Source organism: Pimelobacter simplex, assembly GCF_024662235.1.
Classification (GTDB): Bacteria; Actinomycetota; Actinomycetes; order Propionibacteriales; family Nocardioidaceae; genus Nocardioides.
This window is the reverse complement of record NZ_CP096276.1, coordinates 1,488,851-1,507,389: the sequence shown is the minus strand read 5'-3', so window position 1 is coordinate 1,507,389 and position 18,539 is coordinate 1,488,851. Positions and strand designations below refer to the sequence as shown.

Genomic DNA, 18,539 nt, shown 5'->3' with positions numbered 1-18,539 from the left:
CGCTAAACCTTGAACCGCGGTACAAGGTCAAGCGGTACAGTGAGATCATGCGCATCGGAGAAGTCGCCGAGGCCGTCGGGGTCCCGACCGCCACCATCCGCTTTTACGAGCGCAAGGGACTGCTGCCGCAGCCGCATCGAGGCCCCAACGGCTACCGCGAGTACGACAACTCGACACTCGCCACGCTCGCTTTCATCCGCAACGCTCAAGCCGCCGGTCTCACCCTGGTCGAGATCGCGACGATCCTCGACCTGCGCCGCGAAGGCGCCACTCCGTGCGGACACGTGCAGGACCTCCTCGCTGCGAAGTTGCTCGACGTGCAGCAGCGGCAACGCGAGCTGGTCACCCTCGAGGCGGAGCTCGGCCACTTGATCAGGCTCAGCCGTCGGCTGGACCCGGCCGACTGCTCTGACGAGGCGATCTGCCACATCATCGCCCATCCGCGCTCACCATCACGCGCGGGTGCCACCGTCCAGGAGTAGCGTCGCCGCATGAGTCGCCGCATCATCATCCCGGTCACGCTCTACCTCACTGCGGCCCTGGGGAGTCGGGCCGCCGAAGCAGCGGGCTTTCAACGGTGCCACTGCTCGGCGACGTGCTGGTGCCGCAAACCCCTGCTGAGCGCATTCCGCTGGGTTCTGCCTATCGGCCACCGCTAGCGCTCGACCGCTCGAATCGCACGAGGGGCCGAACGGCGTACAACTCGTGACCGCGGTCCCGGACGCAACGGCGCCGGCCGATGACCGCCAGCGGATCCGCTTGCGGGACTCCCACCCACCGTCCGAGTGACCGGGTCTCAGAACTTTCTTGAAATTCGGGGGGACGCTGTCTGACCTGCGCAAACGTGGCGCGGGCTGCTGCGTCCCCCCGAGGTTGGACGGCCCGGGGGGACGGATAGGGGGACGCTGAGCCGCCACGCTGCGGCCGTGACCAAAGTCAGTGGCGTCAGAGTGTCCGATTTGTGCGCGTCACGGTTGCTTATCCGTGGCGTGAGGATGTTGCGACGACTCTCGGCCCACGCCGCGCGGGACGCAACGACATGGTCATGTCCGGTTGCCGGGGTGGTCCTTGTTCCTCAGGTCGGGGTGCTCGATCGTCTTGAGGTAGCGGGTGGCGCCTTCGACGCTGAGTCCGAAGAGGTCGTAGATGCGGCGTACGTCGCCGCCGGTGGCGTGGATCTCGTGCAGGATGCGGTCCTCTCGCAGGGCGCGCGGGCGAACGCGGCTGTCCCTCCAGGGAAAGGACGGACCGCCGGGGACGAGACGCGGCGCGGTGCGTCGGTTGATGAGCAGGTGCGGGTTCGCGGTGGCCGGCCAAGTGCGGTTGCGGTGATCGAGCCAGGCGCTCAGCCGTGTCCTCACGGGTGCGGCGAGCGGGATGTCGCGGCCGTCGAGGTGCAGCCGGCCGTCCACGATGTCGGACAACTGCAGCTCACGGACCTGCTTGCCGGTCAGGCCGTGGAAGGCCACCAGCGCGACGGCGAGAGCGAGGGCCGAATTGGGCGAGTCGAGCTCGGCGCGGATCAAAGCGGGGTCGAGCGGCAGCGGAAGGTTCGTGGCCATGCGGGTGAGGTCGAGATCCTTGATCGGGTTGGTGAAGACGAGTCGGCGACCCTTGAGGATCTTGAACAGCGACTTCAGTCCGATCTCGGCGAAGTGGCGGTGGCTGGTGCCGGCGGGCAGGGCCGTGAGGGCGGCCAGGATGTCGTCTGTGCTGATCTCGGCGAACGACTGGCGCCCGGCTTCGACCCATGCCTGCACGACGGGCGCGAGGCCCTGGATGTGGATCTCGACGGTCTCGGGTTCGCGGGGCACCTGGCGTGGTGCTTGTCGGGATCCGCCGAGCATGATCTGAAGCCACAACTGGAGGTGCCCCCGCATCGTGTCCGGGAGGGCTCCGGATTCGATGAACTTGGCGTTGAAGTACCGCTCGACCCGGGTTGGTACGTCCTCGATCAGGAGCCCGGCTTCTGCGAGGACGTCGAGGGTGGAGGTGATGGTGCCGTCGTATCGGCGCAACGCCACGACGTCACTGGCGCGGACCTTCGCGGTGGAAGTAGGCCGCAGGATCTGCAGCAGCCGCAGGGACTGGATCACGGCATTGCGCTGTCTGACGCTCCAGCCGTAGCGGCGGGCGTGGTCGGCGACGATGGCCGCGCAGTAACGGGTCAGTTCGCTGTCCTCGACCAGGAGGCGTTGGCGCAGCACCGCGGGGTCGGGGTCCATGTCGAACAGGGTCAGCTGTTCGAGCGCTTGGTCGTCGAAGCTGGTGCCGGGTTCGTAGGGCAGCTGGTTCTTGGTCTTCGTCGACCATCGGCGATCTCTGCGGACGTAGTCAGGCACCGGTGTCGCGCGCCGCTTAAAGACCATGTTGGCGAAGAACAGCTGCTGGCTGTGCTGGTTCGCCGCGGCGACATCGGGTGCTCGGCCGGGTTCTTGGTCGAGGCGGGCGTTCTCAAGGCACAGCCGACAGGCTTGCCGGTCGCTGACGTGGCTGGTGCGGCCGCAGGAGGCGCAGGTGCCCTTCGGGTGGTGGCTCTGCCACCAGCGACAGGACCAGCAGGTCCAGTTGTAGCGGGGGTAGACACCCCAGGCCAGACAGCCCTTGCACGATCCGACGTGTTCGGAGCTGCGGGGATGGCACCGACTGCACAGCCCCTGACTGAAGTAGTCCGTGCGGGAGCGGCAGCGGTTGCACGGTGGAGCCGCGAATGGGCCGCCGGGCAGGCACTGATAGCAGAAGTCGACCCGGGGGCGGGTCCACGCGACGCGGTTGCTCTGGCACGCGTTGCACTTGGGCGGCAACCGCAACGCCGCGTTGGGGCCGGGCGCAGGCATGCGGTGCTCGTCGTTTCGGTGGGCGATCGGGGTGCGGGCTACAGCGGTGGGGTCGAGCGGGGCTTGCCGAGCCGCGGTGTGACCGCCGGTGGCGCGCCGCCGCTGCCGTTCGAATCGTCGCCGCCATTTCCGCCGTTGTTGTTGGCGGCGTCGGTGTTGCGGGGACGGCGCGCGGCGACCTTGTCCGGCTCGGGTGTCATCAGGTCGTTCGGGGTGCATTCGAGCACGAAGCAGAGCACGTCGAGCTCTTCGAGGCGCATCGTCGGCGGGGTCCCGGCCCACCACGACGACATCTTTCCGGCGGAGATCTCGAGCCCGGCATCGGACAGCATCCTGCGCAACTGCGCGGACTTCCAGATCCCTCGTTCGGCGGCCCGCAGCCGCAGGCTCCACTGCATCTGGATCAGCTCCTTCGGTTCTTCGGTCTCGTTAGTCGGTACGGAGGCCCAGGCGGACTTCGATGCGGTCGCTCGCGCTGTTCCACGCGCGTTCGATGTGGTCACTGCGGACATGCAGATACCCCGAGGTCGTCGCCAGCCACTGGTGGCCGAGCAGTTCTTGGAGCGCCTTGATATCCATCCCGGCCGCGTACAGCGACGAGGCGCAGTAGTGCCGCAGCACGTGTGGCGTCATCCGACCCGACCACGCCGGCAACCACTCCTCGACCTGGATTCCCAGGGCGCGGCGCAGCGCGTTCGCGCCGACACGTCCGCACCGATCCAGATCACGATCGAACCGCTCGGATGGCAGCAGCGGCGCGTCCGGGTCGGCCCAGTCCTCGCCGTACTGCGGACGGACCTCGGCCAGCCACCAGTCGAGCAACTGGTTCGCGCCGTTGATCGCAGGCACCAACCGTGGCTTGGGTCCGCGGCCGCCCGAGCCCTTGCCGTGGCGGACGTGGAGTTTGCCGAACTCGCCCAGATCGGGGCGCCAATCGCGGATGTCGAGCATGACGGTCTCGTTGATCCGCAGCCCGAGTCGGCGCCACAACGAGGCAGCGAAGTAGTCGCGGGCCGCGGGAAGGTACTTGCGCGCCTGTGTGACCGACCCGCGCCAGGCAGTGAACAGCGAGTCGATCTCCTCATCCGACGGCGGCACCCGGACCTTGCCCAGCGATGCCCCCGACTGGCGATTGAACTCATCGATCGGCTGCTCGACCAAGGCACCAGTCGCGCGGCGGATCGTGCCCCCGTAGCGGGTGATCACGAACTCGTAGAAGCCCGCCACCGCGCCGGCCTTCCCCGCCCGGGTCGACACGCTGAGCCCCATCCGCCGTTGCTGGGCCAAGAACGCGTCCGCGTCCGCACAGGTGGCCTCCCACAGCGGAGTCGACAGCGAGCGAGCGAACTCGATGACGATCGCCCGAGTCGCGCCGATATGGCGGTCAGTCAGACCGGCCGCCGACATCGCCAGCGCGTACTGGTCCACCAGCTCCTGCTCGAAGTCCTGGACCGCCTGCGCACCTATAAGTGCCGGATCAACAGCGCTGCCGCCCGGCAACGCCACCAGACCCATCAGTCACCGACTTCAGTGGAGGCGATCATGCGTCGATACTACAGCCAAACCGTCGTTCAGAGTGACGCTTCGTCAATGCGCGCCCTCCAGAGAGCTGAACCGACGCCACCTGCGCAAACGCAGATCGGGGCGCATGGACGTCCGATCGAACCTGAGTTCCTAGAGATTGCAGCGTCATGACCACTCAGGTTCGCGGTCGAGCGGCCCGCGAAGCGAAGCTCGAGGCGCTCCAGGAGCAGCTGTCCGTGTCCGTCGCTGCGCTGGTGACCGGTGAGGACTGGAAGCGCGCCCTGACCTTCGCCGCGCAGTTCCGCGCACGCAGCTTCGGGAACTCGATGCTCATCGCGGCGCAGCACTTCGCGGCGTACAAGGAGGGCAGGGTCCCGGAGCCGACGCCGACGTACGTCGCCGGCTTCCACCAGTGGCTCTCTCTCGGGCGCAGCGTCGCGAAAGGCCAGCACGGCTACGGCATCCTCGCACCGGTCACCGGCCGGTTCGCCTCGTTCACGCCCGAGGAACCGAACTCCTGGCGACGCCTGGCGCGCAACGAGAAGCCGATGTCTGGCGAGTACGCCCGCACCCGCATGATCGGCGTCAAGCCGACCTACGTCTGGGACATCTCCCAAACCACAGGCGACCCTGTGCCCGAACTCCCCCGCCCCTCCCTGCTGCAAGGCCAAGCGCCAGCCGGGCTGTGGGACGGACTGGCCGACCAGATCACCGCCGCCGGCTTCGAGCTCCGGCTCGTCTCCTCGGCTGCGGCGATCGGCGGCGCCAACGGCCTGACCGACTTCCTCTCCCGCGAGGTCTCGGTCCGCATGGACATGGACGAGGCGGCCCAGGTGAAGACGCTCGCCCACGAACTCGGCCACGTTCTCCTCCACGCGCCACCAGAGACAGCCCTGTCCACCGAGTCCGCCGCCGACGCGACCTTGCACCGTGGGATCGCCGAGGTGGAAGCCGAATCAGTCGCGCTCATGGTCGGTGCCGCCCACGGGCTCGACACCTCCTCCTACACGGTGCCGTACGTGTCGACCTGGGCAGCGAGTGTCCCCGGCAAGAATCCTGTCGAGGTCGTCCAGTCAACCGCCGAACGCGTCCGCGCGACCGCGCTCGGCATCCTCGACAAGGTCGACACCCAGCAGGTCGGCGACGGCAACCCGCCTGGGCTCGACCGAGAGGCCCTCAGCCACCGCGCCGGGACGGCTCCTGTGACGACCAACGCACGCCGCGATGGGGCGGTGCTGGGGCTATGAGGATCCCCGTCGTCCTGAGCGTCGTTCACGTCGCCATCGACGCCCACGGCGTACTCGCGGTCGACGTCGACGGTGTACCGCAGGATTCCGACCAGCCCAGGACCCGTGCCGACCTTCGCGCTGTCATCGACGAGATCACTTCAGACCTCGGCGCGCCGGTGCGCGTCGAGGTACGCGAGGCCGACGGCTCGACGTTCACCGACGTCGCGACTCCCCAGACTCCGGCACCAGCCGCTGCGGAGCAGCCACCCGCACCGCCACCTCCGGCGCTCGCTGGTGCCGGGTTTCTGCCCGGCGAGGAGGTTGCGCTGGCCTACGTCGTCGTACGCCAGAACGCCGACGCCAATGGCCACGCGTCCCTCAATCTCCCGCCCGCCCTGCTCGCCACAACCCGCGACGGGCTCGTGCTCCTCGGGATGAGCTCCATGACAGTCGCCCCGTTCGAGGCGTCGGCATGAACCCCGCAACACGGGGCGCGAACGACGAGCTCGTGAACCTGGCACTCATCGGGATGGTGGCGGCGTTCACCCTCGCGTTGGTACTCCGCGCCGCGGCCACAGCCGCCGCGGTGACAACGGGCGCGACGACGCCCGAAGCCGGGATCGCGAGCGGACTCCGGGTCCTGACCGATCCTGGACGGCCGGCGCGAGCCTTCGAGGCGCCCGGGTTGTCAGCGATCGCGTATTGGATCGTCGTTGTGCTGCTCCTCGGCGTCCTCGCAGCGGTCGCTTGGTGCGTGTCGAGATTGGTCGCTCGGCTCCGGCACCGGGCGGCTCGAGATCCCCACCGCCTCCAAGGGACGGCAACCGCACGAGACATCGACACGGCCGCATCCAAGAAGGCACTGGTACGACGTGCCGCCACCCTCCGTCCGTCGATCCGCCACCCCCGCGCGAACGACGTCGGCTACCTGATCGGGCACAGTTGCGGCCGCGAGATCTGGGCCTCGGTCGAGGACTCGATCCTCGTGATCGGTCCGCCACGTTCCGGCAAGGGATTGCACCTCGTCATCAATGCCATCCTCGATGCGCCCGGCGCCGTCGTCACGAGCTCTACGCGGCCGGACAACATCGCCGCCACGATCGCCACCCGGAAGGACTGCGGGCCGGTCGCCGTCTTCGACCCGCAGCATCTCACTGCGGGGCTGCCCGTTGTCGATGGCTGTGGCGTTCGATGGTCGCCGATCCGCGGCTGCGAACAACCCCTCACCGCGATGATTCGCGCTTCAGGGCTGGCCTCGTCGACCGGGCTCTCCTCCGGGGGCACGGAGTCCGGCGGCTTCTGGGAAGGCAAGGCCCGCTCCGCACTCCAGGCACTCCTCCATGCCGCGGCGCTCGAGCAGCTTCCGACGCGGGCCCTCTTCGAGTGGTCGCTGTCCGCGTCTGCCGCAGCTGACGCCGTCGGCATCCTCGCCAGCCACCCCCGCGCCGCTGCGGGCTGGTCGGACTCGCTCGAAGGCATGATCAGCGCCGATCCGCGCACCCGCGACTCGATCTGGATGGCCGTCGCACAAGCCCTCTCCTGCCTCGCCGACCCCGCAGTGCTGGACGCCGTCAGCCCGGAGGTCGGCGAGGCGTTTGACCCTCGCGACTTCCTCACCCAGAACGGCACGCTCTACCTGCTCGCAACGGGAGCCGGCGCGGGAGCCTCGTGGCCGCTCGTCGCCGCGTTCATGGAAGACCTGACCGAGGTCGCCCGTCACGTCGCTGCCGCGTCACCTGGCTCACGCCTTGACCCGCCCGTGCTCATGGCGCTCGACGAGATCGGCAACCTGGCGCCGCTCCCCTCCCTCCCAGTCCTGATGGCTGAGGGGGGCGGCACGGGCATTACGACGGTGCCGGTGCTTCAGTCGCTGGCTCAGGCGCGCAACAAATGGGGCGACCATGCGGCCAGCACGATCTGGGACGCGAGCATCGTCAAGGTCATACTCGGCGGCGCCTCTGCGTCGAAGGACCTCCAGGAGCTTTCTGTCCTCATTGGGGAACGTGACGAGCGCACCGACACCGTCAGCATCGGTGACTACGGCCAACGCTCGCTCCAGCGTTCGACTCGACGCGTCGCTGTGATGCCACCGGAGCGGATCCGGACGTTGCCCTTCGGGACCGGCTTGGTCCTCCTCCGTAGTGCACCGCCGATCGTCGCGACCCTGCGGCCATGGACCAGTCGCTGACAGTGCGTTCGCAAGGATTGCCAGACATGTGTCGCACCCGTTGGATACGTTCGCCGTCATGGCGAAGTATCCGCGCGTCCGACAGCAGAACATTGCCGTCTTCGGCGAGTCCGGCTCGGGCAAGACCGTTCTGGTCTCCTCGTTCTACGGCCCAACCCAAGAGGGGTCCTACAAGAACGACTTGTGGGAACTGGTTGCAGACAAGACCGGGCAGGGCAATCGCCTGTATCAGAATTACCTCGGCATGCGCGACAGCGCGACGACGCCGATGCCGACCCGTTTCGCGAACACGACGTACGACTTCTCGGTGAAGCTCAAGGCCGACCACGGCGACGAGGCGAAGAAGCGGCCCTTCGACGAGTTGCGACTCACCTGGCACGACTATCCAGGCGAGTGGTTCGAACAGGATCCGAGCAGCGACGAGGAGCGAATCCGCCGCACAGACACGTTCAAGACTCTGCTCAGCTCCGACGTGGCTCTGCTGCTGGTCGACGGGCAGAAGCTGCTCGACTACGCCGGCGAGGAGGAGAGGTACCTCAAGTCGCTCTTCCACAACTTCCGTCAGAACCTCAAGAGCCTTGAGAACGACCTACTCGATGACGGCCCATTGGTCGAGTTTCCTCGGATCTGGATCCTCGCGCTGTCCAAAGCCGACCTGGTTCCAGATTGGGACGTCAACACGTTCCGCGACCTTGTTGTCCGAAAGGCGGCGGACGATGTCGAGCGGCTGCGCGAGACCGTCTCCAAGTTCATCGACACGCCGGATGCATTGTCGATCGGCGAGGACTTCATGCTCTTGTCCTCAGCGAAGTTCGAGATCAAGCCCGAGACAGCGGAGCCAGCAGGGATTGACCTGACGCAACGAATCGGCCTCGATCTCATCCTCCCCATCGCCTCACTCCTCCCACTTGAACGTCGGGTCCTGTGGGAGGAGCGGATGACCATCCCTCGCAAGGTGCTGGACTCGCTTGCCGACGGCGCGGACGTGATCGCGGCAGCGTTGACTGGTGCGAAGTTCGTGGGAATTGAGAAGCTCCTCAAGAAGGTGGCGAAGACCAACAAGCAGGCCGCGCTGGTCGGCAAGGCCCTGCCAGCCCTAGCGGCGGCGATCAAGGTTGCTGGCCCGAAGCTCAAGGAAATGAACGAGCTCGCCCGGGCGCAGAACCACCACCTGCGCGCAATGCTCACGCAGTTCAAGATCGACCTCGACCAGGCCGTAGACGACAAGGTCCTCAGGACTCAGAAGTGACCTCAACCTTGCGACCGGCTCAGATCATCTGGGCAACTCGCGGTAGGTCGTGGGGTTTCATGTTCCTACTCGATGCGGGACTCGACGATCCACTCTCGGAGTACGAGCGGGCCTTCGCTGGGGTATCTGACGCTCCGGCCGCATATGCGTCCACGGGAGACACGGTCGCCTTCCGATTCCCCGATCCCGACGGCAGACGCGACTCGTCAGGACGCGTCATTCCCCACGAGTTCGTGATCCGCGGCGAGGTCGCTAGCGAGATCCGCTCAATGGAAGCCGGTCAACGGAAGGTGTGGCCTGTCGTCCAGGACGCATTCGCTCGGACCTGGATGCTTGCAGCCGCACCACAGGCCACAGATCTCCGACTCATGGACTGAGGGTCCGCCAATCGGACCCAATTGGTCTCGGCCGCGCACCTGACTCGCAGCAGCAGCTTCATGGGAGGCTGCGTACACCGTCAGGGAGCCAAAACGATGTCCATCCCCACCCAGATGAGCCTGGTCGGCTTCATCGCCTCAGCACCCGAGCTTCACTTCACCAAGGCCGGCGCCGAGTGCTGCCGGATGCGCGTCGGCATCGAGCAGTGGCGCAAGGAAGTCGACGGCAGCTTCACCAAGCTCGACCCGACCTTCCACGACATGGTCGCCTTCGAGAGCACCGCACGCGAGACGTACGCCCGCTTCCGCAAGGGCGACTCCTTCGTGGCCAGTGGCTACGTCCACGAGTACGAGGTCGACGGCCGCGAGGGCAGCGTCATCAAGGAGGAGTTCGTCGCCCGCAAGATCGGCCACAACGCCAACAAGACCGACTACGTCGTCCAGCGCGGACGCCACGCCGCGGACCGACCCCTGACGGCTGTGCCGCAGCCACCCGCCGTCGGCCTCTGACCGGGGCGTTGCAATGAGTCCGTTCCCAGACGAGCCCGACGAGGCCGATGCCTGGCACAGCGTGACCGACCTGCTCGAGCGCCCACCGGCCCCGATCAATTGGAACCTCCTGGACGCCGAACAGGCCGAGATCGAGTGGCGGGACCTCGATCATTGGGTGAAGTGGCTCAAGGTCACGTTCGGCCTCCCGCCCAACATCGTGCCGCCGTACTGGCACCGCCATGACGAGCTCGTCTGGGAACTCTCGGCGCTGCACTGTCACTGGCTGAGCTGCTACCACGAGTCAGCATCACCGTCGGCCCCCATCGCATGGATGCGCGACTTCTCCGACGCTCGTTACCGCCTGCGGGACTGGGTCTCGATCTGCGGTACGCGGCTCGATCGCGACCGGCCGACACGGCAGACGACGTGGCCCGGCGAGTCAGTGCCCCAGGTAGGCACCGAGGTCGAGATCCGGAATCGGGACGAAGACTTCGCGGCATTCGTCCGAAACGACGTGCTCCGCAGGCGCCGGATCGAGGCGATCGCCAACCAGCAGCTCATCTGCTGAGTTCAGGAGCCCGCCATGGCCAGATCGTGCTCGGACTCATCCACAGAACGCCAAGCAAGCGAACGCCAGCCACGGCTTCCCGCTCAGAGTCGGTAGCCGACCCACGGAAGGAGGGAGGATGCTTCTCCCCCACGCACAGACGCTCGCTCAAGCGAGGTCCTACCTAGCGGCCCTCGCCGACCAGGCGCTGAAACTTGACGCCTCCTCCGCGTACGAACGTGTCCTCCTCGAACTCGACCGCGTGCACGGCGACGAATGCCCGGCACTCGACAGCGAGGGCCTCACCGACGACCGCGCCATCCTGCTCGCGTGCGCGCACAGTGCGATTCAGGAACTCGAGGACCATGGTATCGACGCATTGTCGGTCGAACTGATTCTCGCGATGCTCATCGACGCGCACGACCTGGACATCGGGTGATGTACGGCGAGAACGGCGCCCAGATGCGCGCGGAACTGGCTGCACTCCTTCGCCAGCACCGGATCGTGCGCCGCCTCGCCGCAGAGTCACCGGCGGAGCGCGCCGCGGCGGGACAACAGATCCTGCGATACCGACAGTCCGTTCTCGTCTGGTGCGCGCAAGCCGTAGGCGTGGCTCGGCCGCTCACCTTCCCCAATGTCCCGCAGAAGCCTGCCGACCCGTTCCGTGCCGCGAGCGACCATGGCGCCGCAGTGGGCGAACTCGCTCGAGCCTTGGAGGCGGCTCGCGATCAGGCGACGACACGGCCGGCTCCGAGCCAGGATCTCACGACCCCCAGTACAAACGGCGTCGTCGAGCACTGGCGTCTGGCAGCACGCGCTGCAGCGCTCGCAGAGCACGACACGGCGCCCGACCAGGCGATCCATCTCACTGCGGCCCAGGCGCGAACGATCGCAGGAGACGTCGCGGCCATCAGCCAGGCCCTCGTCGTACTCGACCGCCGGTACCGCAATACACCCGGATGGGAGCCCATCGCCGGGTGCGATCGGCTCGGCTGGGCGGCACTCGCCACCGCCTTGGACGTCAGCCTCGGGCAGCCTGACTACAGCGTCGACCAAACAGGCTGGCGCCCGCGGACCAAGCCCATTGGAGGACCAGCAAAGCCGGGAGTGCTCGGCGTCCTCCAAGCCGAGCACAACCTGCTCGTGAGGCTGGCGTCGTTCCCCGACGCAATGAACCTGCGCCTGATCGTCGACTCGCAGCGACTGCTCAGCGCTGGCCTGGTGCCGTACGCCGAGCGGATCGACCCTGACCTCGCTGGGCGTTGGAGTGCCCGTGCCGAGACGTACTCGCGCATCCAGCGCGAACTACGCAACGTCGGAGGACGGCTCGGCAACGGCACGGCCTCTGCGGGCGAGGCCGCCAACGCCGTCAGTCGCCTCAAGGCGCTCCGACCAGACACCGTGATCGAGCCGAGGATGCTCGGCGGCTTCCAGACGCTCTTCCGTCGGGTCGATTCGCGCATCACAGACATCCTCGAAACCGGAGTCGAGCGAGGCGCGTTCGTCCAGCGGGTTACCGTTCCGCGGCTGATCAGCGGCGACGGCCGTCTGGTCCACCCGGTCCGCGAACGTTTCGTGCCCGTCGCACGCGCAGCTGATCTCGAGGTCATCCGGACCGCCCGCGAGCACCTGCGACCTCCGGAAGAGCCGACAGTTTCGGCGGCGGGGATGAGCCGGGCGGACCTCCACGCCGCCCTCATCCACCGTCCACCCGCCAACGGACCGCGCCCTGATGCACCGTCTCTCTGAAGACGGCGGGCGCCGATTCCTGACACGCCTTGCCCACCTATTCGTCGACCCGAGCAAAGGAAAGCCGATGTCCGCAGACATGAACACCTCGGACGACGTCGTCTCGATCGTCCGCGACCCCTTCCTCAACACCGATGACGCGTGCGGCTACCTAGGCGTGCCGAAGGCAACGCTGCTGACGTGGCGTGTTCGCCGCCCCGGCTACGGGCCGCGCGCCGTCAAGGCGGGTGGCCGGCTCAAGTACCGCCTCTCAGAGCTGGACCGGTGGTTGAGCACTCACGTCGAGTCGTTCTCCGAAGAGGACCCGCCCCCCGCACCCGGCCCGGGCGCGGTCCGAACGCGCAACCGCGCCAATCGGGTGAACGGCGCTGCTCTGCGCGCAAACGGCCCTGACGGGGTCGCTTGACCAATGAAGGAGTGAACGATGGCCAGGCAGAAGTTGATCGTCGGCACATACGGCGAGATCAGCTGCGTCCGGTTGAAGAACGGGTCCTGGCAGGCACGTGCCCGCTACTGCGACGTCGATGGCGTCGTGCGTCAGTACCGCAAGAACGGGGAGACGAAGACCAAGGCGACGGCCAACCTGAAGTCGTTTTTCGTCGAGCACACGGGCACCTTCGGGGACGGCGCGATCGCCCCGGACGACACCGTGCAGGACCTTCTCGACCTCTGGTTCCTGAAGATGGAGCAGGCCGACGGCGGTCCGCGGCCGGAAACCCTGGGCTACTACCGATCCCACCTCCGGTGGGTCCTCGACCCGAAGAAGACCGACCAGCCGTTAGGCGCCTATCAACTCCGGCACGTACGGCCCGTGATCATCCAGGCATCCCTGGACAGCGCAGGCGTCTCGCCCGACATGCGCGCCAAGATCCGCAGCGTGCTGGTCCGCGCGTTCAACCTGGCGATCTTCCACGTGGCGATCAACGGCAATCCAGCTTCGGCCGTGCCCTCGGTTCCGCTGCCTCGCAGCAAGAAGAAGCCTGTCCCCGTCGAGGATCTCGACGAAGTGCGTGCCGCTATCCGCGAGTGGGCCAACGCTGAGAAGCGGAACGGCCCGAAGAGCGTCGATCTACCCGACATTGTCGAGATGCTCATTGCCACCGGCATGCGCATCGGGGAGCTCCTCGCCCTGCGTTGGTCCGACATCGAACTGTCACCGCCACCGGAGCGGCGGGACGACGAGAGTTGGTTCCCCTGGCTGATGGTGAACGGTCAGATCACCTCGAAGGGCAAACGAGTGGACTACGGCAAGACTGACGCCGCGATCCGCCCCATCGCGCTTCCGGACTGGGCGGCGGCGCTGCTGCGCCGGCGGAAGGTGGCCCAGACGCCCAACGACCTTGACGCGGTGTTCATCACCCGCAACGGCACCTGGCACTATCCCACCAACATCCAGGGCCGACTCCGGCACATCCGCCACCTCGCCGATTATGAAGACCTCGCTGCACTCCGCGACGTCTCCCCGCACTCATTCCGTCGAACTGTGGCCACCGAGATCGACGAGGTCTACGACGCCGAGGCCGCGATGAACCAACTCGGCCACACCTCCAAGACGATCACCGAACGGCACTACATCAACCGCCGGCTCGTCGTGCCCGACTACCGAGCAGCGACCGAGCGCCTCGCTCCAGGCGACAAGGCGAACGACGGACCCGCTCTCGGCCGCTGAGAGACGCCTGCGACGCACCGCGGCTCCCCGGGGCCGTGGACGGGCTCACGTCCCGCCTACGGCCGCCCTGCGGGCCTCAGGCCCCACTCCGGCCGGGTCGCGCAGGACACGATGACGGCATCAGAAGCCGAGCTCGAAACCTCAAAGTGAGCCCAAAGTGAGCCCTAAGGCCGGATTTCAGGGTCCGGCGCCGAGGAGACCAATCGCATCACCGCAGGTCAGGCCCGCTTTTCGTCAGCAAGGCAACGCATTCGACGTGGTGCGTCATCGGGAACAGGTCGAAGGCGCGCAGCCCGCTCAGCCGGTAGCCGTGCTCGGCGAAGATCGCCACGTCCCGGGCCAGCGCCGCGGGATCGCAGGCCACGTAGGCGACCGCCCGCGGCGCGCGCCGCACGACCTGCTCGACGACCGCCCGCTTGGCGCCCACCCGCGGCGGGTCGAGCACGACCAGGTCCGCCTGGTCCCACTCGGGCGGGAGCTCGCCGGCCAGCACGCCGCCGACATCGCCCGCCCGGGCCAGCAGCCCGGGGCAGTTGCGCTCGGAGAGCTGGACGGCGGTGTGGTCGCCCTCGACGGCCGCGACGCGCCCCGTGGGTCCGACCGCGTCGAGGAGGAACCGGCTGAACAGCCCGACGCCGGCGTACAGGTCGAGGGCGGACTCCCCCGCCCGCGGCGCGAGCGCGTCGAGCACCGCACCGACCAGCGCCTCGGGCGCCCCGGGGTGGACCTGCCAGAAGCCGCCGTCGGCGACCTCGAACCTCAGGCCCCGCACCTCGTACGACGGCCCGGCGGGCGCCTCCAGGAGGCACTGCTCGACCGGCAGCACGTCGTGGGAGCGGTGCTTGCGCATCCCGCGGGCACCGCCCGGCAGGCTGACATACCGCTGCCGGGTGCGCCAGTGCAGCCCCTCGTCGTCCCCGGGCACCGCCTCGACCTCGACACTCACGTCGAGCCTGGCGACCCGGCGCAGCTGCTCGGCGACCACGTCGGCCTTGAGCCGGCGCTGCGCGTCGAGCGCGACGTGCTGGAAGTCGCACCCACCGCAGAGGCCCGGCCCGGCGTACGGGCAGGGGGCGGCGACGCGCTCGGGAGCCGCGGCGAGCACCTCGACGGCGTCCCCGCGCCAGAACTTGTCGCCCTCGGTCCCCTCGGTGATCTCCAGGACGACCCGCTCCCCGGGCAGCGCGTGCCGCACGAAGACCACCCGGTCCTCGGCGCGCGCGACGAAGTGCCCGCCGTGCGCGACCGGACCGATCTCGACCTCGAGGCGGCGGCCGACGGCCGAGGCCCCACGGGCCTTCTTGGTACGGGGGCGGCCGGTCCGCTGTCGGGTCATGCCGGAAACCTAGCCGTCCCGGCGGGGATCACCGCACCGGCGGTCAGTTCGCCGTGCCGGTGGTGTCCGTGCAGTTGGCCGGCTTGGTGGTGCCGCGTCGCTCGACGCTGGAGATGTCGTCCTCGTAGGAGGTGTCGTTGCCGATGTTGGCGTCGTGGGAGTTCGGCCGGACGCAGACCCGCGCGCCGCCGTAGTCCTTGTCCTCGTAGAGCACCCACCAGTCGCTCGTCTTGTTGACGAAGCTCGACAGCTTGTCGTCGAGGCGCAGGGCGTGCATCGTGCCCGCGCCGCACCAGTCGTTGCCGAAGTTGCTGTCGTAGTTGAGCCGGCTCCAAGCGCACGTCTCGTAGTTGTCGTCCACCCACATGTTGAGGTAGCCGGCCGTGCCGGGCGCCGCGGCGGCCGCGGAGGTCACCGGGACCGCCGACGCCTGCGGGACGGCGCCGAGCGTGGCGCCGATCAACAACGTGCCGGCCGCGGCCAGCGTCCTGCTCCGAGATCCCATGTCCAGCTCCATCGTCCGAGTCGAGGTTGCGGACCCTCAGCATGCGCTCGGCGGAGCGGGACCACAACGGTCAGCGGCGGAGCTGGCGGTCGTCGCGTTCGCCCGGCGTGACCCGGCCCCGCCGAAGGTCGCCGGGCCGAACCCGCTGCTCCTCGCGCTCCTCGCGCTCGCGCGCGATCTGCGACGAGTGCAGCTGGTAGGGCACCGAGGTGACCATGACGCCCGGCGTGAACAGCAGCCGGCCCTTGAGGCGCAGGGCGGTCTGGTTGTGCAGGAGCTGCTCCCACCAGCGGCCCACGACGTACTCGGGGATGTAGACGGCGACGACGCCGCGCGGGTTGGCCCGGCGGATGGCCGAGGCGTACTCGATGATCGGCTTGACCACCTCGCGGTACGGCGAGTGGAGCACCTTGAGCGGGATGCCGGTGTTGCGCTCGTCCCACTCCTCCAGCAGCCGCGCGGTCTCCTTCTCGTCGACCGAGACGTAGACGCCCTCGAGCGAGTTGGGCCGGGTCGCCTTGGCGAACGCCAGGGCGCGCAGGGTCGGCTTGTGGAGCTTGGAGACCAGGACGATGGCGTGCACCCGGGTGGGCAGCGCCTTGTCGGTCTCGTCGGCGGCGAGCTCGCGCTCGACGTTGTCGTAGTGCTTCTTGATGCCCTTCATCACGGCGAAGAAGAAGCCCATCGCCAAGATGGTGATCCAGGCACCGGCCAGGAACTTGGTCAGCAGCACGACGACGAGCACGACGGCGGTGAACGAGAGGCCGACGGCGTTGATGACGCGCGAGCGGTACATCCGCCGTCGTTCGGCGGGATCTCGTTCGGTGGTGAGCGCGCGGGTCCAGTGCCGGATCATGCCGAGCTGGCTGAGGTTGAACGAGACGAAGACGCCGACGATGTAGAGCTGGATCAGCTTGGTGGTCTCGGCGTCGAAGGCGACGATGAGGACGATCGCCATGAGCGCCAGGAAGACGATGCCGTTGCTGTAGGCCAGCCGGTCGCCGCGGGCGCCGAGGGCGCGGGGCGCGAGGCCGTCCTTGGCCAGGATCGAGCCGAGCACCGGGAAGCCGTTGAAGGCGGTGTTGGCGGCGAGCACCAGGATCACGCCGGTGACGGTGACCACGAAGTAGAAGCCGGGGCTGAAGTCGTGGAAGATCGCCCGCGCGATCTGGGCGATCACCGCGTGCTGGTCGTAGCCCTCGGGCAGCGGCTGGCCGTCCTTGGTCAGCCGGGCGAGGTCCGCGGGGTGCGGGTCGACGTACTTGAGGCCCATCTGCTTGGCCAGCGTGATGACGCTGATCATCATCGTGATCGCGATCAGCCCGAGCAGCAGCAGCGTGGTCGCGGCGTTCTTGCTCTTGGGCCGCTTGAACGCCGGTACGCCGTTCGAGATCGCCTCGACACCGGTCAGCGCCGCACAGCCCGACGAGAAGGCGCGGGCCAGCAGGACGACCAGGCCGAACGTCGTCAGCGGGTCCTCCCAGCCCTCCTTGGGCGTGATGTCGAGGCCCGCGCTCTCGGCCATCGGGAGCGTCCCGAGGGTCATCTCGAGGAAGCCGTAGGCGCACATCCCGAGGATCGCGAACATGAACAGGTAGGTCGGGACGGCGAAGAAGGTGCCCGACTCGCGGATGCCGCGCAGGTTCATCGCGGTCAGCAGCACCACCATGACCACGGCGATGGTCGCCTCGTGGTCCTGGAAGGCGGGTATCGCCGCCGAGGCGTAGTTGGCGCCCGAGGAGATCGACACCGCGACGGTCAGGACGTAGTCGACCAGCAGTGCGCTGGCCACGGTCATGCCGGCGGTCCGCCCGAGGTTGACGGTGGCGACCTCGTAGTCGCCGCCACCGGACGGGTAGGCGTGCACCGTCTGCCGGTACGACGCGATGACCGCGGCCATCACGATGGCCACCGCGATGCCGATCTTCCACGACCAGATGTACTGCGACGCACCGGCGATCGCGAGCATGATGAAGATCTCGTCAGGGGCGTAGGCCACCGACGAGAGGGCGTCGCTGGCGAACACGGGGAGCGCGATCCGCTTGGGGAGCAGCGTCTCCCCCAGCTGAGCGCTCCTCAGCTTGCGACCGAGGAGGATGCGCTTCGAGACATCACCGACACCCACGAGCGACAACGGTAGGGCATCGGACGTGGGATAGCGTGCTCACCGTGCACGTCGTGATCATGGGATGCGGCCGCGTCGGCTCGACGCTGGCGCGCAGTCTCGAGGACCGCAACCACACCGTCTCGATCATCGACTCCGAGCCGGACGCGTTCCGGCGCCTGGGGCCGGGGTTCAACGGCGACAAGATCCCGGGCGTCGGGTTCGACCAGGAGGTCCTGGAGAAGGCGGGTATCCGCCGCGCCGACGCCTTCGCTGCGGTGTCGAGCGGTGACAACTCGAACATCATCGCCGCGCGGGTCGCCCGCGAGTCGTTCGGCATCCAGCAGGTCGTCGCCCGGATCTACGACCCGGGCCGGGCCGAGGTCTACCAGCGGCTCGGCATCACCACGGTCGCGACCGTGCGGTGGACCGCGGACCAGGTGCTGCGCCGGATCCTGCCGGCCGGCGCCGAGCCCGACTTCCGCGACCCGTCCGGCTCGATCCGGGTCGACCACCTGGCCGCGCCCGAGGTCTGGGTCGGCGCCCGCGTGGGCCAGCTCCAGCAGCAGGGCCGCTGCCGGGTGGCGTGGATCGACCGGCTCGGCGAGGGCATGCTGCCCGACCGGGAGACCGTCGTCCAGGAGGGCGACATGCTGCACCTGGTCACCCACGAGCAGACCGCCGAGCTGACCTACGAGGTGCTCGGCCGCGGGCCCGAGCACGAGGGCTGAGG

At 68.1% G+C, this 18,539-nt stretch carries 18 protein-coding genes; 12 read left to right on the top strand and 6 right to left on the bottom strand.

All coding sequences use genetic code 11. The annotated features are described in order from the left end of the window. Positions 1 to 47 precede the first annotated feature (47 nt). Entirely contained in the window at positions 48 to 482 is a 435-nt protein-coding gene (locus tag M0M48_RS07250) for a heavy metal-responsive transcriptional regulator (RefSeq protein ID WP_151578561.1), read from the top strand. Between the two features lie 561 nt (positions 483 to 1,043). Here M0M48_RS07250 and M0M48_RS07245 read toward each other — a convergent pair. Genes M0M48_RS07245 through M0M48_RS07235 form a run of 3 tightly spaced genes read right to left on the bottom strand, consistent with a single transcriptional unit; the run spans position 1,044 to position 4,352 of the window. Then, complete coding sequence (locus M0M48_RS07245; protein ID WP_257750615.1) at positions 1,044 to 2,837, bottom strand: hypothetical protein; 1,794 nt, start codon at positions 2,835 to 2,837, stop codon at positions 1,044 to 1,046. A gap of 38 nt (positions 2,838 to 2,875) precedes the next feature. Then, positions 2,876 to 3,235, bottom strand: a complete 360-nt coding sequence (locus tag M0M48_RS07240; protein ID WP_151578563.1) for a helix-turn-helix domain-containing protein — start codon at positions 3,233 to 3,235, stop codon at positions 2,876 to 2,878. A gap of 31 nt (positions 3,236 to 3,266) precedes the next feature. Further along, positions 3,267 to 4,352, bottom strand: coding sequence for a tyrosine-type recombinase/integrase (locus tag M0M48_RS07235; RefSeq protein ID WP_151578564.1), 1,086 nt, complete (start codon positions 4,350 to 4,352; stop codon positions 3,267 to 3,269). A gap of 176 nt (positions 4,353 to 4,528) precedes the next feature. On the opposite strand from M0M48_RS07235, the gene M0M48_RS07230 reads away from it, so the two are divergent. The 10 genes from M0M48_RS07230 (at position 4,529) to M0M48_RS07185 (ending at position 13,861) form a co-directional block, all read left to right on the top strand. Next, entirely contained in the window at positions 4,529 to 5,608 is a 1,080-nt protein-coding gene (locus M0M48_RS07230; RefSeq protein ID WP_257750614.1) for an ImmA/IrrE family metallo-endopeptidase, read from the top strand. Beyond that, positions 5,605 to 6,066, top strand: a complete 462-nt coding sequence (locus M0M48_RS07225) for a hypothetical protein (protein WP_257750613.1) — start codon at positions 5,605 to 5,607, stop codon at positions 6,064 to 6,066. Before M0M48_RS07230 ends, M0M48_RS07225 begins: the two co-directional genes overlap by 4 nt. Before the next feature lie 32 nt (positions 6,067 to 6,098). After that, complete coding sequence (locus M0M48_RS07220) at positions 6,099 to 7,778, top strand: type IV secretory system conjugative DNA transfer family protein (protein WP_257750612.1); 1,680 nt, start codon at positions 6,099 to 6,101, stop codon at positions 7,776 to 7,778. Between the two features lie 58 nt (positions 7,779 to 7,836). Then, complete coding sequence (locus tag M0M48_RS07215) at positions 7,837 to 9,027, top strand: TRAFAC clade GTPase domain-containing protein (RefSeq protein ID WP_257750611.1); 1,191 nt, start codon at positions 7,837 to 7,839, stop codon at positions 9,025 to 9,027. A gap of 473 nt (positions 9,028 to 9,500) precedes the next feature. Further along, on the top strand, positions 9,501 to 9,914 hold the full coding sequence (locus M0M48_RS07210) for a single-stranded DNA-binding protein (RefSeq protein WP_257750610.1): 414 nt from the start codon (positions 9,501 to 9,503) through the stop codon (positions 9,912 to 9,914). A 61-nt stretch (positions 9,915 to 9,975) separates the two neighbouring features. Further along, the gene (locus M0M48_RS07205; protein WP_257750609.1) at positions 9,976 to 10,464 is read left to right on the top strand and encodes a hypothetical protein; all 489 of its coding nucleotides are present in this window, start codon (positions 9,976 to 9,978) and stop codon (positions 10,462 to 10,464) included. A gap of 118 nt (positions 10,465 to 10,582) precedes the next feature. Further along, positions 10,583 to 10,882 (top strand): hypothetical protein, encoded by a 300-nt coding sequence (locus M0M48_RS07200; protein ID WP_257750608.1) that lies wholly within the window; start codon positions 10,583 to 10,585, stop codon positions 10,880 to 10,882. Continuing rightward, positions 10,882 to 12,192 (top strand): hypothetical protein, encoded by a 1,311-nt coding sequence (locus M0M48_RS07195; RefSeq protein ID WP_257750607.1) that lies wholly within the window; start codon positions 10,882 to 10,884, stop codon positions 12,190 to 12,192. Before M0M48_RS07200 ends, M0M48_RS07195 begins: the two co-directional genes overlap by 1 nt. A gap of 67 nt (positions 12,193 to 12,259) precedes the next feature. Continuing rightward, entirely contained in the window at positions 12,260 to 12,598 is a 339-nt protein-coding gene (locus M0M48_RS07190; protein WP_257750606.1) for a helix-turn-helix transcriptional regulator, read from the top strand. 18 nt (positions 12,599 to 12,616) lie between these two features. After that, entirely contained in the window at positions 12,617 to 13,861 is a 1,245-nt protein-coding gene (locus M0M48_RS07185) for a tyrosine-type recombinase/integrase (protein WP_257750605.1), read from the top strand. 208 nt (positions 13,862 to 14,069) lie between these two features. Here the strand turns inward: M0M48_RS07185 and M0M48_RS07180 are convergent, their stop codons facing one another. The 3 genes from M0M48_RS07180 to M0M48_RS07170 form a co-directional block, all read right to left on the bottom strand. Beyond that, entirely contained in the window at positions 14,070 to 15,197 is a 1,128-nt protein-coding gene (locus tag M0M48_RS07180; protein ID WP_257750604.1) for a class I SAM-dependent RNA methyltransferase, read from the bottom strand. Between the two features lie 43 nt (positions 15,198 to 15,240). Next, positions 15,241 to 15,702 carry a peptidase inhibitor family I36 protein gene (locus tag M0M48_RS07175; RefSeq protein ID WP_257750603.1) on the bottom strand — a complete coding sequence of 154 codons (462 nt, stop codon included), beginning with the start codon at positions 15,700 to 15,702 and terminating at the stop codon, positions 15,241 to 15,243. 70 nt (positions 15,703 to 15,772) lie between these two features. Beyond that, positions 15,773 to 17,827 carry an APC family permease gene (locus M0M48_RS07170; protein WP_257750602.1) on the bottom strand — a complete coding sequence of 685 codons (2,055 nt, stop codon included), beginning with the start codon at positions 17,825 to 17,827 and terminating at the stop codon, positions 15,773 to 15,775. 44 nt (positions 17,828 to 17,871) lie between these two features. On the opposite strand from M0M48_RS07170, the gene M0M48_RS07165 reads away from it, so the two are divergent. Continuing rightward, positions 17,872 to 18,537: a potassium channel family protein gene (locus M0M48_RS07165; RefSeq protein WP_215815619.1), complete on the top strand. Its 666-nt coding sequence runs from the start codon at positions 17,872 to 17,874 to the stop codon at positions 18,535 to 18,537. Positions 18,538 to 18,539 lie beyond the last annotated feature (2 nt).